This window comes from Nonomuraea sp. NPDC005730 (genome assembly GCF_040630865.1).
Classification (GTDB): domain Bacteria; phylum Actinomycetota; class Actinomycetes; order Streptosporangiales; family Streptosporangiaceae; genus Nonomuraea.
On record NZ_JBEXYK010000025.1, the window covers coordinates 1 to 13,249 of the forward strand.

Below are 13,249 nucleotides of genomic sequence, written 5' to 3' on the forward strand. Positions count from 1 at the left end.
ACAGAACCCACCACCACCCCCGGGGGGGGGGGGCCGGCGCACCACCCCCCCACCCCCGCCCGCCGGGGCGGGGGCCCGCCCCCCCCCCCCCCCCGCGGGCGGGCGCCGGCGATGTCAGGCGTCGTCGTCCGACACCCGGGACGTGCCCTCGCATCCGGCGGGCGCGCCGCTCAGCACCGGCAGCAGGCCGCCGCAGGTGCTCACCGGGAGCGACACCGGCTCGACGATCTCGTCGTTGAAGACGACCACGTCGCCGATGAGCGGACGCGGCCCCTGGGCAGGCGCCGCGGCCGAGGCGTACGCCGGCGCCGCGCCGGCCAGCAGACCCGCGCCGGCCAGCAGCCCGATCGCTAGGCGGCGGCGACCCGCTCCTGCGCGACGCCGCCGGGCTGCTGGTCCCGGTGCGCCTGCTGGACGTGCCGCCCGCCCGCCATGATCCGATCCATCACGGCCAGTGCCAGCGCCGAGACCACGAAGGTGAGATGGATCAGTGTTTTCCATACGAGTTCCCTGTCGGTGATGGCCGGCCGGGCGGCGTTGATGAAGATCTGCAGGAGGTGCACCCCCGAGATCCCGATGATCGCCATGGCCAGCTTGACTTTGAGGACGTTTGCGTTGACATGGGACAACCACTCCGGCTGATCGGGGTGACCGTCGATGCGCAGCCGCGAGACGAAGGTCTCGTAGCCGCCGATGATGACCATGATCAGCAGGTTCGAGACCATCACGACGTCGACGAGCCCGAGGACGATCAGCATGATCGTGGTCTCCGGGGGGTTGCCGCCGAACCCGAGTTCGACCAGGTGGGCGAGCTCGACCATGAACCGCCACACGTAGACGATCTGGGCCACGATCAGCCCGAGGTAGAGCGGCGCCTGTATCCACCGGCTGAGGAACATGACGTAGCCGATGTGCTCCAGCGTGCTCCGCGGCCGGGGAGCGGACTCGGACTCGGCCACGGTCAACTGTGGTGGCCTCACTACGACGTGAAGATGTTGACCCGGTCGACGATGGCCTGGACATTGATGTTCCCCGGTTCGTTTCGGCCCCCTGACCCGAGGGCGATTGGGGGAACGGCGGCCGCCGCCGCCAGAGCGAGGACCGCTGCGCTGGTCAGGATTCGGAACTTCAATGGGGACTCCTCGACTGCTGCTGGTCGGGCACGGGGGTTGCGCTGTCGGAGCTGTCGGAGGGGGCGGGCCGGTGGCGGGGGTGCGGCGTGGCTCGCCGCACCGCCCGCGCGGTGGCCGGCCGGTCAGGGATGCAGGCAGCCCGCCGCGGGGATCTCGGTCGGCGCCTGGGGGGCCGCCGGGTCCACCAGGGCGGCCAGGCCCGCGGCGGCCTCGGCCGCGCACGGAACGGCGGTGGCGGGATCGACGACGGCGTGGGCGGGCGCCGCGAAGAGGGCCGCGGCGAGGGTCGCGGCGGTCAGCGCGCCCCCGATGACGGCGGCGCGGCGGCGTTGGACGTCAGGCATGAGTACCTCCTGGGGATGGTGGGAACAACCACCGACTTGCTACCCAGAGTAATTACTCAGTAACGCTGCGTTAAAGAATCCTCATGGAGCGGGGGAGTCCGACCCCGTCCACCGGTCCTGGGCGTCCATGACGTCTTCGGCGTGGTCGTGGGCCCACACGCCGAACGCCTCGATCGGGCCCAGCAGGGAGCGGCCCAGGTCGGTCAGCGCGTACTCGACGCGGGGCGGGGCCTCGGCGTAGGCCCGGCGGGTGACCAGCCCGTTGAACTCCAGGCGGCGCAGCGTCTCGGTGAGCACCTTGGGGCTGATCCCGCCGATCTGCGCGCGCAGCTCCCCCGGACGGCACGGGCCGTGGCGCAGCGACCAGACGACGACCGCGTTCCAGGTGTTGGCGATCAGGTCGAAGGCCAGTCTGGCCTGGCAGTCGGCGAGGAACACGTAACGCCTCCGATAGGCACCGATCGGTGCGTGACGGGATTTCTAGAGTCCATGTCCTAGTAAAGCCCTTTCACCTCACGGAGGACGACATGAAGATCGGGATCCTGGGCGCCGGCGGCATGGCCGACGCGCTCGGCACGCAGTGGATCAGGGCCGGGCACGAGGTGACGGTCAGCGGACGCGACCCCGAACGTGCCCGTGCCCGCGCGGAGAGCATGAACGCCCAGGCCGGCCGTCCGGGTGCGCGGCCGGGGAGCTGGGCGGAGGCGGCCGCGTCCGGCGAGGTCGTGATGGTGGGCGTCCGGGAGGCGGGGCTGGGCGACGTGCTGGCCGCCGCCGGCCCGGCCCTGCGCGGCAAGCCGATCATCGACGTGACGAACGCCGCCGCCCCCGACAGGTACGACGTCACGCGTCCGCTCGCCCGCCGGATCGCCGACCTCACGGGCGGGCACGTGGTGAAGGCGTTCAACCTGTGCCACGTGGACGTGTGGCGGATGACGCCGCCCGTGTTCGGCGGGCGCCCGCTGGCGGTGCCCCTGTGCGGCGACGACGTCCGGGCGCTCGACCTGGTCCGGGGCCTGGTCCGCGACCTGGGCTGCACCCCGCTGGACGGCGGCGGCCTCGACCGGGCCGTCCAGCTGGAGGCGACGGCCGCGTTCGTGATCGGGCTCTGGTTCGGCGGCGCGGACGCCCAGGCGATCCTGCCCCCGCTGGCCTCCTCGGGGGCGCACGACCCGGCGTGAGCGTACGACCCGGCGTGAGCGTACGACGCTGGGCGTAGCGAGGATGACGACGGGCGGCGGATGCCCGGCTCCGGCGGCGGCGCGATCCTGGGGGCGTCCACCCGAGGTCGAAGGAGAGTCCAGTGGTCACCCAGGTCGTCAAGGGGAGCGGGTATCCGACCGCGTTCAAGGCCCTCGCCACGCTCAGCATGTTGTCGGTGCTGCTGCAGGCCGTCACGGCGGGGCAGCTCATGAGCGGGGCCGGCGCGGGCCTGCACGGGGCCGGGGCGGGCGCCGTCCACCTGCTCGGGCTGCTCCAGCTCGTCGCGGCCGTGCTGCTGTGGCGGCCGGGGCGCGGCGCGGGCTGGCCCGCGCTGGTCAGCCTGGGGGTGCTGCTGCTCGGGTTCCTGCAGTCGATGCTCGGCGGGTCGGGGGCGGTGGCCGCGCACGTGCCGCTGGGCATGACGATCTTCGGGCTCAGCGTGTGGCTCGTCGTCTGGGCCTGGCGGCGCTGACCGTCCCTGCGTCGATCTTCCCGGCGGGACCGGCTGAGGGGGCGGTCAGGTCCCGCCGGGGTGCCGGGCCAGGTGGTCGGCCTGGCGCACCGGCTCGGGAAGGCGGTAGCGCGGCGTGAGCAGCAGGGTCTGGGACGTGGCGGTGTCCAGGCCGATGCGGTGGCCCTGGGAGACGTAGACCGGTTTCGTGTCCCGCCGCGTGCGCAGCGCCCTGCCCACCGTGACGCCCTCGTGGACGATCGGCGTCCAGTCCCCGCGTTCCCGGCCGGGCGGCTCGTGCTCGCCCACGAACGGCGTCTTGGCCACGCCGAGCGCGGGCAGGCCGGTCAGCACGCCGAGATGGCAGGCCAGGCCGAAACCGCGCGGGTGGGCCAGGCCGTGGCCGTCGCAGACCAGCAGGTCGGGGGTGACGGCGAGGCGTTCGAGCGCCTCCACCAGGGTGGGCAGCTCGCGGAAGGCGAACAGGCCGGGCACGTACGGGAAGGCGGCCCTGCCGTGGGCCACCGCCCGCTCGACCGGTTCCAGGGTCGCCGCGTCCAGGACGACCACCGCCGCCGTCACCTCGTCGTCGCCGTGGTAGTGCACGTCGAGGCCGGCCACCAGGGGGAAGGCGGTGGGTCCGGCGAGCTCGACGCGGCCGCGCAGCCGGTCCTGGACGGCCTCGGCCTCGGCCGCGTCGGCCGGCCAGGGATGAAGTCTGTCTACCCGCATCCCACCCACGTTAGGGCCATTCGTCCCAGGCTCCGGCCACCGCCGTCGGGTACGCCCCGCCGCGCAGCCCTCCGAGCGCGAGCCGACCCACATCCAATGATCAGCAGCCGCCAGGGCGGGAGGTCAGGCGCTGACGATCTTGGCGAAGCGCATCGCCACCTCGCGCCAGACCGGCGTGGAGACCGGCTCGTCGGCCACCGCGCCGGCGTAGACCTCCTCGGGGTCGAAGCCGTCGGGCGTCCACTCGCGCACGCGCGCGGGCAGCACCTCGGGATGGAACTGCACCCCCCACGCCCGCTCGCCCACCCGGAACGCCTGGTAGGGGCAGGCGCGCGTCTCGGCCAGCCACACCGCGCCGGCGGGCAGCCGGGTGACGGCGTCCTTGTGGTGCTCGATCGCGGGCACCACCGGCGGCAGGCCCTGGAACAGCGGGTCGCCGGCCGCCTCGGGCCGGATCGTGACCGGCAGGCTGCCGTTCTCCGGCGCGCCGGTGTCGCCGGTCACCTCGCCGCCGGCCACCTCGGCCAGCATCTGCCCGCCCAGGCAGATGCCGAACAGCGGCACGCCGTCCGCCAGCGCCTGGCCCACCAGCCGGCGGGCGCCGGCCAGCCACGGGGCCCGGTCGTCCTCGGAGGGCAGGTAGCCGCCGCCGAGCATGATCATGGCGTCGTGCCGGTCCAGCCGGTCGGGCAGCGGGGCGCCCTCGTGCGCGAGCACCACGTCGAGCCGCAACCCGGCCTCCTCCAGCCAGCCGCCGAGCCGGCTCGGGCCGCCGCTCCTGCTGTTCTGCACGATCAGGACGTCACCCATCGATGGTCTCCACTCTCGGATGTCCAGGGCTCAGGGCAGGTTCGCCGCGCGGGCGGTGTGGCGCAGCAGCAGCGCGGTCGTCACCGGGCCGACGCCGCCGGGCACCGGGGTCAGCGCGCCGGCCACCTCGGAGACCGCCGCGAAGTCGACGTCGCCGGTGAGCCCGCCGTCGTCGGTCGGGTTGGTGCCCACGTCGATCACCACCGCGCCCGGCGCGACGTGCGCGGCGCCGATCAGCCCGGCGCGGCCGACGGCGGCCACCAGCACCTCGGCCCCGGCGGTGACGGCGGCCAGGTCGCGGGTGCGCGAATGGCAGACGGTGACCGTGGCGTGCCGGTCGAGCAGTAGATGGGCCAGCGGTTTGCCGACCACGGTCGAGCGGCCGACGACCACCGCCCGCCGCCCTTCGAGCGGCACCTCGTAGTGGTCGAGCAGGGCCATGACGGCCGCCGCCGTGGCGGGCGGGAACGCGGGCAGCCCGGCGGCCAGGCGGCCGAGCGAGAGCGGGTTCGCGCCGTCGACGTCCTTGCGCGGGTCGATGGCGGCGGCCAGTTCCTGCGCCGAGGCCCCGGCGGGCAGCGGCGTCTGCAGCATGACCCCGTGGACGGCGTCGTCGGCGCTGAGCGCGACCAGCGTCTCGTGGATCCTGCCGGGGTCGGCGTCGGCGCCGAGGTCGACGATGTCGCAGGCGACGCCGACGCCCGCGGCGGCCTTGGCGATCGAGCGCACGTACCACAGGCCGGCCTCGTCGGCCGTGGCCACCACGACGGCCAGCCTGGGCTGCGGCCCGGCGGCGGCCTTGGCCTGCGTCTGGGCCTTGATCGCGGTGGCCAGGTCGCGGCCGGTCAGCGTCCTCATCGGGCGATCTCCTCGCGTACCCCGGCGGTGATCCGGTCGGCCGTGGCGAGGGCCGCCTCGACGCCCGCCAGGCGGGCCGTCAGCTCCTCGCGGACCTGCTCGTCCTTGATGCCCCGCAGGTTGACCTCGACGTTCACCCGGGCCGTGGTGAGCGCGGCGCGGGCGGCCTCGGCGGCGGCGGCGACGTCGGTGACCACGTTGCGGTTGCCGATCGGCAGCAGCAGCTCGCAGAGCTCGACCAGCCGCGTGGCGGCCGCCACCACCAGGGCCGGGGGCTCGGCCGCGCCGGCCAGGGCGCGGGCGATGGAGACGCTGCGCTCCTCGCCCTTGGGCAGCCGGTAGGCGTCGGAGACCGCGGTGAAGGCGGCCGCGTCCTCCTCGGCCAGCCGCAGCGTCCGCGCCCGGAGGGCGTCGGTCTCCTCGATCACCGCGGCGACGGTCTCGGCGTGTCCGGCGTACCGCTCGCCGGTGGTGTAGCGGGCCACCATGCCGAGCAGGGCCGCGGACTGGGCCGCGTGCAGGGCGGCGGTGGCCCCGCCGCCGGGGGCGGGCACCTTGTCGGCCAGCTCGGCCAGGAAGTCGACGATCTTCGAGTCGCGCATGGCCGCATTCTGCCAGGCCCGGCCGGGCTCACTCGCGGTGCATCGGCCTGGTGACGTCGTGCGGCGTGCCCTGCGGCAGGTACGGCGACCCCGACGCGCCGTAGTCGGAGGTGTAGGCCGACGGCCGCGCCGGCGACCGCCAGCGTGACGGGAAGACGGACACGACCAGCAGCGCCACGCCGAGGAACAGCATGATCCCCGTGTAGACGGTGGTCTGCAGGCCCGCACCCAGGCTGCCGGTGACCAGCCCGTCGGGGATGACGCGGAAGCCGGCGCCCAGCTCCACCGCGGGCACCAGGCCGAGCGCGGTGTAGGCCAGGCCGCCGAGGAGCGAGGCGATCGGTGACAGGCGCGAGCCGGCCAGGAACGCTAGACCGGCCCCGGCCGCCGCGATCACGGCGAGCCCCGGCCAGGAGACCCTGAACCGCGTGGCCATGGTCAGGCCGAGCTCGCCGATGCCGTACATGAGGCAGGCGGCGATCAGCGGCGGAAGGATCAAACCCGCGACCACTCCCAGACCATGACGGGCACCGTTGGACATGATTAACCCCGTTTGTTCGGCTTGTGCATCAACCTACCTGATCGCCGGATCAGTGCTTGATCGTGTACTTGTCGCCGTACACCTTCCAGGTCAGCGGCGGCCTGAGGTCGAGGTTGCCCTTCCGGAGGAAGACGCGCTGCATGGTGTCGACCCGGGTGGTGTCGTCGTGGGCGTCCTCGGCCTTCATCGCCGCCTTCCTGGCGTCGAGGAACGCGTTGAGGTAGGCGACCTCGTCGCCGCCGCGGGCGGGGGAGGTGGCCTTGGCCAGCGCGGCCTTCCTGATGCCGCCGAAGCTGAGCTTGTCGGAGCCGGGGCCGTGCATGACCATGGCGTCGTAGTAGGCGAACTGGCCCAGCGCCCGCAGGCCGTCCTTCTTGGCCCGGCGGACGGCCGGGTCGAAGTAGACGCGGTCGCGCTCGTGGTCCTGGGCCCGCCGGAAGACGGGGTCGGCGGCGGCCTTCTTCCAGTCCTTGACGAACGGCCTGCCGAGGCCCTTGTAGGAGTCGGTGCCGTTGACGTGGCGCAGCGCGGGCAGGTACCTGGCCAGCACGTTCGAGGGCTTGCGCCGGGTGTAGAGCTCGACCAGCTCCAGCATGTCGCCGGTGCCGGAGCAGAAGCCGATGATGCCCGCGGTGTAGCCGCGTTCGTCCTTGATGTCCTCGATGTAGCCGTACTGGGCCTTCCAGTCCAGCGAGGAGTTCTCCGCGCTGGACACCAGCTGCATGGCGATGTCCTTCTTGTGTGGATTATTGAGGTCTGCGGGGGAAACGCAGGTCACGGCAAGGGACAGTGAGAGGCACATAGCGGTCAGCACCGCTGCAAACTAGCGCAGTGGGCGCAAAGCCGCGAGCTGCTCCGCGAACGGGACGACCTCGTCCTCGGCCGCGGCCCCGCCTCCGTCCTCGGCCGGGGCCGGGCGGGGAGCGCGGCCCGCCAGCAGGCCGGCCAGCTCCCCGGCGGCCCGGTCGATGCGCTCGCCGAGCCCGTCGGTGAAGGAGTCACCGCCGCCGCCCCAGTCCTCGGAGGCGGCGTAGACGGCGGTCGGGACGACCACGGCCCGCAGGTAGGCGAACAGCGGGCGCAGCGCGTGCTCCAGCACGAGCGAGTGGCGGGCGGTGCCGCCCGTGGCGGCGATCAGCACGGGCGTGCCCGCCAGGGCCGTGTTGTCCAGGACGTCGAAGAACGACTTGAACAGCCCGCTGTAGGAGCCGCTGAACGTCGGCGTGACCGCGATGAGCCCGTCGGCCTCCGTCACGGCCTCGACCACCTCGCGCAGCCGGGTGCCGGGGAAGCCGGTCACCAGGTTGTTGGCGATGTCCACGGCCAGGTCGCGCAGCTCGACCACGCGCACCTCGGCCGCGCCGTCCAGCCGCCGCCGGGTGGCCTCGGCCAGCCGGTCGGCGAGCAGGCGGGTGGAGGAGGGCTGGGTCAGGCCGGCCGTGACGACGACGAGCTTCATGGGGGGATCTCCTTCCCTGGAGTGGTCAGACCTCGACGGCCTGGGACGTACGGGCCTGGACCAGCGCGGCGTGCGTCGGCGCGTCCGGGACGCCGGCCGGGCGGTCCTTGGCCATCTCCTTGCGCAGCACCGGCACGACCTCCTCGCCCAGGATGTCGAGCTGCTCCAGCACGGTCTTCAGCGGCAGGCCGGCGTGGTCCATGAGGAACAGCTGGCGCTGGTAGTCGCCGAAGAACTCGCGGAACTCCAGCGTCCGGTCGATGACCTGCTGGGGGCTGCCCACGGTGAGCGGGGTCTCGGCGGTGAACTCCTCCAGCGACGGCCCGTGGCCGTACACGGGGGCGTTGTCGAAGTAGGGGCGGAACTCGCGGACCGCGTCCTGGGAGTTCTTGCGCATGAACACCTGGCCGCCCAGGCCGACGATCGCCTGCTCGGGCGTGCCGTGCCCGTAGTGGGCGTACCGGCGGCGGTAGAGGTTGATCAGGCGGATGAAGTGCTCCTTGGGCCAGAAGATGTTGTTGGCGAAGAAGCCGTCACCGTAGTAGGCGGCCTGCTCGGCGATCTCCGGGCTGCGGATCGAGCCGTGCCACACGAACGGCGGCACCCCGTCGAGCGGGCGCGGCGTGCTGGTGAACCCCTGCAGCGGGGTGCGGAAGCGGCCCTCCCAGTCGACGACGTCCTCGCGCCAGAGCTGGTGCAGCAGCGCGTAGTTCTCCACGGCCAGCGGGATGCCCTGGCGGATGTCCTGCCCGAACCACGGGTAGACCGGCCCGGTGTTGCCACGGCCCAGCATGACGTCCACCCGGCCGTCGGCCAGGTGCTGGAGCATGGCGAAGTCCTCGGCGATCTTGACCGGGTCGTTGGTCGTGATCAACGTCGTGGCGGTGGACAGGATCAGCCGCTCGGTCCTGGCCGCGATGTAGCCGAGCATGGTGGTCGGCGAGGACGGCACGAACGGCGGGTTGTGGTGCTCACCCGTCGCGAACACGTCGAGGCCGACCTCCTCGGCCTTGAGCGCGATCGCCACCATCGCCTTGATCCGCTCGTGCTCGGTCGGGGTCCTGCCGGTGGTGGGGTCGGTGGTCACGTCGCCCACGCTGAAGATTCCGAACTGCACTTTAGTCACCATCCATGACTGTTGAATCTTTGACAGGTACCGTAGCGTTCCGGCCTCCGCCGTTATTCCATCATCCCGGTCAGGCCCGCGCGGGCGCGGAAGGCCGCCGCCTTGGCGCGGTTGCCGCAGCCGCGCATGTCGCACCAGCGGCGGGTGCGGCGGTGGGAGGCGTCGACGTACAGGCGGGTGCAGGGGTCGGCCTCGCACTCGCGGACCAGTTCCGCCTGCGGGCCGCCGAGCAGCTCGATCGCCGCGCGCGCGGTCGTGGACAGCGCGCCGGGCAGGCCGCCGCCGCGCCGCAGGCCGCGCTCTTCGAGCGCGACGTCCGCGGGTGGGCGCCGGGCGGTCTCGTTGAGCAGGTCGCGGTCGGCCTGGCCGTACGGGCTGCCGCCGCGGGCGGCCGTGGCCAGCCGGTAGACCGCCTCGCGCAGGGCCCTCGCCCGCGCCAGGTCGTCGTCGCCGGTCTCGGGCGGCTCGTCGAGGAGGCCGGCGGCGACCGTCCAGCGGGCCAGGTCGGCGGGGGTGGCCAGCAGGTCGATGCGCGCGCCCCGGCGGTGGCCGATGGTGCCGGCGAGGTCGAGGCCGAGGTTGCCGCTGACGAAAGTGAAGTCCACGACTCCGATCGTAACCGCATTGACAAGTTACTTTCGGCGCTGCCAGGGTTGCTAACCACTGGAACCGGTTACTTGGGGGCATCGTGGCGACACTCATCACCGTCCGCGGCGGGACGCGCAGGTTCGGCGCGCGGCACCGATGGGTCGTGCTCTCCGTGGGCGTCGGCGCCCAGGCCAGCTTCTCGGCCATGTTCTCCGGCATCCCGGTGACCGCCGTCTCCATGCGCTCGGGCTACCACCTGTCGCTGGGCTCGCTCGGCCTGGTCCTGTCCTACCTGGGGCTGGGCGTGGCCGCCTCCGACATCGCGTGGGGCATGCTCACCGACCGGTGGGGCGACCGCCGCGTGCTGCTCGCCGGGCTGACCGCCACGGGCGCGCTGCTGGCGGTGATGGCCGCCGCCGTCACGCCGGCCGAGCACGCCGGGGTGGCCCTGCTGGCGGCGTGCCTGCTGGCCGCCGGGGCGCTGGGCGGCAGCGTGAACGGGGCCTCCGGGCGGGCCGTCATGACCTGGTTCGCCGACGGCGAGCGGGGGCTGGCCATGAGCGTCCGCCAGACGGCCATCCCCGTCGGGGGCGCGGTCGGGGTCGCCCTGCTGCCCTGGCTCGCCGAGCGGTACGGGTTCCGCGCCGTCTACGCCGTACCGGCGGTGTTCTGCCTGCTGGCGGCGGTGGCCACCTGGCGCTGGCTGCACGAGCCGGCTGCCGCCGCCGCGGCCGCCGCCCCGCGGCCCGGCCCCTCCCCGCTGCGCCGCTGGGACGTGTGGCGGGTGGCGCTGGCCAGCGGGCTGCTCACCGTGCCGCAGTTCGCCGTGCTGTCCTTCACCGCGATCTTCCTGCACGACGTCAAGGGGGCCGGCGCCGGCCTGGCCGCCCTCATCGTGCTCGTCGCCCAGCTGGGCGGCGGCGCCGCGCGCATCTGGACCGGCCGGCGCACCGACCGCCGCGGCGGACGGCGTACCTGGATCCGCGCCATCGGGACGCTGTCGGGGGTCGTGATGGCCGCCGCCGCGGTGCTCACCTCGGCGCCCACCCCGTTCACCGTCGCCGCCCTGGCGATCGGCGGCCTGCTGGCCAACTCCTGGCACGGCATCGCCTACACCGAGATCGCCGCCATGGCGGGCGCGGCCAGGGCGGGCACCGCGCTCGGCCTGGAGGGCACCGCCTGCTTCGCCTCGGGCTTCCTTACCCCGCTGCTCGTCCCGGTGGTGCTCGCCCTCGCCTCGTGGGAGGCGGTGTGGGGGCTGGCCGGGCTCGCCTCGCTGCTGGCCGTGCCGCTGATGCCGCGGGCCGTGCGGCCGGTGCCGCGGGCCGTGCGGCCGGTGCCGCGGGCCGCTGTCACAAGGCGTTGATGGCCGCCGGGCCGAGGATCCGTTCGGGCGCGCCGCGCTCGGCGACGGTGATCATCGCCTGGCCGATGCGCTCGGTCGTCGTCACCGCCGCCGGGAACAGCCGCCGCAGCAGCGGGTAGAGCGGTGCGGCCACGACGTAGGCCAGCCGGTACCAGCGGGTGCGCGAGGTCACGCCGTGCATCGGCTGGATGTAGCCGGGACGGAACATGTAGGCGTGGAACGGCAGCGCGAGCAGCGCATTCTCCGTCGCGCCCTTCACCCTGGCCCACATCGCGCGGCCGTGCTCGTCGGTGCCGGCGCCCGAGACGTAGACGAAGGTCGAGGACGGGCTGAGCCTGGCCAGCGTGGTGCCGGCCGCCAGCGTGTAGTCGTAGGTGACCCGCCGGTAGTCCTGCTCGCTCATGCCCGCCGAGGACACGCCGAGGCAGAAGAAGCACGCGTCGTAGCCGGACAGCTCGCCCTCGACGGCCGACAGGTCCGACAGGTCGGAATGGAGCAGCTCGCGCAGCTTGGGATGGACCGTCCCCGTGGGCGACCGGCCGACCGTCAGCACGGCCGTTACGCGCTCGTCGAGCAGGCACTCCCTGAGCACGCCGCGCCCGACCATGCCGGTCGCCCCGAAGATGATCACTCTCATGGTTCAGCCAGATCCCACCCGCCGCGCCGCCGCAGCACCCCCAGATAGTACGCCGCCGACAACACCGCGATCCCGGCGGTGACGTACAGGCTGGGCCGGCCGATCGCCGGGTCCAGCGCGTTGAGGTAGATCACGTACGCCAGCGCGGCCAGCGCCAGCACCGGCGCGATCGGGAACCACGGCATCCGGTACGCCGCGTGGCCGGTCGTGCCGTTGCGCCGCCCGGCGATCGCGCCCAGGCACAGCGCCGCGTACACGGCCACGATCGAGGTGCCGGTCACCACCAGCAGGAAGCGCTCGTCGATGAAGCAGCAGGCCGCGCTGACCACGCCGGTCAGCACCGTGGCCACCCACGGCGAGCCGTACCGGGCGTGGATGGAGGACAGCAGGCGGCTGACCGGCGCGGGCCAGGCGCGGTCCCGTCCGGTGCTGAACAACATGCGCGAGGTGATGAGGATGATGGCCAGCACGGCGTTGAGGATGGCCAGCGCGACGGCCAGGGAGATCACCGTGTTGGCCACGGACCCGGCGCGGGCGGTGACGAAGTACTGCATCATGTTCTCCGCGCCGAACAGGCCCTCCAGTGACGGCGCGCCCACCAGCACCGCCGTCACCGGCACCAGCTCGGCCGCCACGGTGACGCCCAGCGCCCACAGCACGGTCCTCGCGATGCTCTTCGGCGCGTCGTGCACCTCCTCGCCGAAGTAGACCGCCGAGCCGTACCCGTTGTAGGAGAAGATCGCCACCGCGGTCGCCGCGCCGATCAGGCCCAGCGAGGCGGGCACCAGCGCGCCGCCGTCCCCGGCGACCACCGGATGGGTGATCAGCTCCACCGGCGACCGCTGCGGACTGAACAGGCCGAGCGCCGCCACGACCACCAGCGCGATCATCTCGATGGCCAGGAACACCCCGGTCACCCAGGCGTTCAGCTTGATGTCGAAGACCGCCACGACGGTGGTGAGCAGGCACGTCACGGCCGCCACCAGCGGCCCGTCCAGCCCCGGGAGGACGACCGACAGGTACGCGCCCACGCCCAGCGCGATGACGGCGATGATGAGCAGCTGCGTGATGAGGATCAGCCCGAGCACCACGAACCCGGGCAGCCGGCCGAGCGTCCTGGCGGTGATGGCGTACTCGCCGCCGGTGAGCGGGAACGCCGAGCCCAGCTCGGCGTAGACGAAGGCCATGAACACGCCCACGACGGCGCCGGCCAGGTAGCTGATGATCGCGCCGCTGCCGGCCTGGGAGATCACGCCGGGGGCGATGATGAAGACCGAGGACGCGGGGGTGATGGCGGACAGGGTGAGGAGGAGGGTGCCGAGGAGCTTGAGTCCCCGGTGCAGGTGTGGATGGGCGGCCGTTGTTGCCACGACGCCTCCTTGGGGGGGTTCCTTGAGCG

General features: G+C 73.3%; 18 protein-coding genes. 3 read left to right on the forward strand and 15 right to left on the reverse strand.

The genetic code is table 11. From position 1 onward, the window contains the following. Window positions 1-114 precede the first annotated feature (114 nt). The 4 genes from ABZ444_RS26300 to ABZ444_RS26315 all read right to left on the reverse strand — a co-directional run bounded on the left by ABZ444_RS26300 (window position 115) and on the right by ABZ444_RS26315 (window position 1,915). On the reverse strand, window positions 115-249 hold the full coding sequence (locus ABZ444_RS26300; protein WP_358001968.1) for a hypothetical protein: 135 nt from the start codon (window positions 247-249) through the stop codon (window positions 115-117). 101 nt (window positions 250-350) lie between these two features. Continuing rightward, on the reverse strand, window positions 351-959 hold the full coding sequence (locus ABZ444_RS26305) for a TIGR00645 family protein (RefSeq protein ID WP_357964284.1): 609 nt from the start codon (window positions 957-959) through the stop codon (window positions 351-353). A 296-nt stretch (window positions 960-1,255) separates the two neighbouring features. After that, window positions 1,256-1,477 (reverse strand): hypothetical protein, encoded by a 222-nt coding sequence (locus ABZ444_RS26310; protein ID WP_358001971.1) that lies wholly within the window; start codon window positions 1,475-1,477, stop codon window positions 1,256-1,258. 81 nt (window positions 1,478-1,558) lie between these two features. Continuing rightward, on the reverse strand, window positions 1,559-1,915 hold the full coding sequence (locus tag ABZ444_RS26315; RefSeq protein ID WP_358001974.1) for a helix-turn-helix domain-containing protein: 357 nt from the start codon (window positions 1,913-1,915) through the stop codon (window positions 1,559-1,561). 89 nt (window positions 1,916-2,004) lie between these two features. Between ABZ444_RS26315 and ABZ444_RS26320 the strand changes: the two genes are divergently transcribed. Both ABZ444_RS26320 and ABZ444_RS26325 read left to right on the forward strand, forming a co-directional pair. Continuing rightward, complete coding sequence (locus ABZ444_RS26320; protein ID WP_358001977.1) at window positions 2,005-2,658, forward strand: NAD(P)-binding domain-containing protein; 654 nt, start codon at window positions 2,005-2,007, stop codon at window positions 2,656-2,658. Between the two features lie 122 nt (window positions 2,659-2,780). Then, on the forward strand, window positions 2,781-3,152 hold the full coding sequence (locus ABZ444_RS26325) for a hypothetical protein (RefSeq protein ID WP_358001980.1): 372 nt from the start codon (window positions 2,781-2,783) through the stop codon (window positions 3,150-3,152). A gap of 45 nt (window positions 3,153-3,197) precedes the next feature. Here the strand turns inward: ABZ444_RS26325 and ABZ444_RS26330 are convergent, their stop codons facing one another. The 9 genes from ABZ444_RS26330 to ABZ444_RS26370 all read right to left on the reverse strand — a co-directional run bounded on the left by ABZ444_RS26330 (window position 3,198) and on the right by ABZ444_RS26370 (window position 9,864). Further along, the gene (locus ABZ444_RS26330) at window positions 3,198-3,863 is read right to left on the reverse strand and encodes an endonuclease V (RefSeq protein ID WP_358001983.1); all 666 of its coding nucleotides are present in this window, start codon (window positions 3,861-3,863) and stop codon (window positions 3,198-3,200) included. 123 nt (window positions 3,864-3,986) lie between these two features. Next, entirely contained in the window at window positions 3,987-4,673 is a 687-nt protein-coding gene (locus tag ABZ444_RS26335) for a type 1 glutamine amidotransferase (protein WP_358001986.1), read from the reverse strand. Window positions 4,674-4,703: 30 nt separating this feature from the next. Continuing rightward, entirely contained in the window at window positions 4,704-5,531 is an 828-nt protein-coding gene (locus ABZ444_RS26340) for a bifunctional 5,10-methylenetetrahydrofolate dehydrogenase/5,10-methenyltetrahydrofolate cyclohydrolase (RefSeq protein ID WP_358001989.1), read from the reverse strand. Next, window positions 5,528-6,133 carry a cyclodeaminase/cyclohydrolase family protein gene (locus ABZ444_RS26345; protein ID WP_358001992.1) on the reverse strand — a complete coding sequence of 202 codons (606 nt, stop codon included), beginning with the start codon at window positions 6,131-6,133 and terminating at the stop codon, window positions 5,528-5,530. The genes ABZ444_RS26340 and ABZ444_RS26345 overlap by 4 nt, the downstream gene beginning before the upstream one ends. A gap of 28 nt (window positions 6,134-6,161) precedes the next feature. Then, entirely contained in the window at window positions 6,162-6,632 is a 471-nt protein-coding gene (locus ABZ444_RS26350) for a hypothetical protein (RefSeq protein WP_358001995.1), read from the reverse strand. 91 nt (window positions 6,633-6,723) lie between these two features. Continuing rightward, a complete protein-coding gene (locus ABZ444_RS26355) occupies window positions 6,724-7,398 on the reverse strand; it encodes a chitosanase (RefSeq protein WP_358001998.1) in 675 nt (224 codons plus the stop codon). Between the two features lie 99 nt (window positions 7,399-7,497). Then, entirely contained in the window at window positions 7,498-8,133 is a 636-nt protein-coding gene (locus ABZ444_RS26360) for an FMN reductase (protein WP_358002001.1), read from the reverse strand. A 25-nt stretch (window positions 8,134-8,158) separates the two neighbouring features. Next, window positions 8,159-9,250 (reverse strand): LLM class flavin-dependent oxidoreductase, encoded by a 1,092-nt coding sequence (locus tag ABZ444_RS26365; RefSeq protein ID WP_358002004.1) that lies wholly within the window; start codon window positions 9,248-9,250, stop codon window positions 8,159-8,161. A 62-nt stretch (window positions 9,251-9,312) separates the two neighbouring features. After that, complete coding sequence (locus ABZ444_RS26370; RefSeq protein WP_358002007.1) at window positions 9,313-9,864, reverse strand: CGNR zinc finger domain-containing protein; 552 nt, start codon at window positions 9,862-9,864, stop codon at window positions 9,313-9,315. A gap of 83 nt (window positions 9,865-9,947) precedes the next feature. Between ABZ444_RS26370 and ABZ444_RS26375 the strand changes: the two genes are divergently transcribed. Then, window positions 9,948-11,213, forward strand: a complete 1,266-nt coding sequence (locus tag ABZ444_RS26375; RefSeq protein ID WP_358002010.1) for an MFS transporter — start codon at window positions 9,948-9,950, stop codon at window positions 11,211-11,213. Here ABZ444_RS26375 and ABZ444_RS26380 read toward each other — a convergent pair. Further along, on the reverse strand, window positions 11,200-11,850 hold the full coding sequence (locus tag ABZ444_RS26380) for an NAD-dependent epimerase/dehydratase family protein (RefSeq protein ID WP_358002013.1): 651 nt from the start codon (window positions 11,848-11,850) through the stop codon (window positions 11,200-11,202). The genes ABZ444_RS26375 and ABZ444_RS26380 overlap by 14 nt on opposite strands. After that, window positions 11,847-13,220 (reverse strand): APC family permease, encoded by a 1,374-nt coding sequence (locus ABZ444_RS26385; RefSeq protein ID WP_358002016.1) that lies wholly within the window; start codon window positions 13,218-13,220, stop codon window positions 11,847-11,849. Before ABZ444_RS26385 ends, ABZ444_RS26380 begins: the two co-directional genes overlap by 4 nt. Window positions 13,221-13,249 lie beyond the last annotated feature (29 nt).

Excerpts from the sequence above, each read along its gene's own strand:
- ABZ444_RS26310 (WP_358001971.1), bottom strand. The coding sequence starts at position 1,477 with ATGCCTGACGTCCAACGCCGCCGCGCCGCCGTCATCGGGGGCGCGCTG.
- ABZ444_RS26355 (WP_358001998.1), bottom strand. The coding sequence starts at position 7,398 with ATGCAGCTGGTGTCCAGCGCGGAGAACTCCTCGCTGGACTGGAAGGCC.
- ABZ444_RS26320 (WP_358001977.1), top strand. The coding sequence starts at position 2,005 with ATGAAGATCGGGATCCTGGGCGCCGGCGGCATGGCCGACGCGCTCGGC.
- ABZ444_RS26330 (WP_358001983.1), bottom strand. The coding sequence starts at position 3,863 with ATGCGGGTAGACAGACTTCATCCCTGGCCGGCCGACGCGGCCGAGGCC.
- ABZ444_RS26335 (WP_358001986.1), bottom strand. The coding sequence starts at position 4,673 with ATGGGTGACGTCCTGATCGTGCAGAACAGCAGGAGCGGCGGCCCGAGC.
- ABZ444_RS26380 (WP_358002013.1), bottom strand. The coding sequence starts at position 11,850 with ATGAGAGTGATCATCTTCGGGGCGACCGGCATGGTCGGGCGCGGCGTG.
- ABZ444_RS26360 (WP_358002001.1), bottom strand. The coding sequence starts at position 8,133 with ATGAAGCTCGTCGTCGTCACGGCCGGCCTGACCCAGCCCTCCTCCACC.
- ABZ444_RS26340 (WP_358001989.1), bottom strand. The coding sequence starts at position 5,531 with ATGAGGACGCTGACCGGCCGCGACCTGGCCACCGCGATCAAGGCCCAG.
- ABZ444_RS26345 (WP_358001992.1), bottom strand. The coding sequence starts at position 6,133 with ATGCGCGACTCGAAGATCGTCGACTTCCTGGCCGAGCTGGCCGACAAG.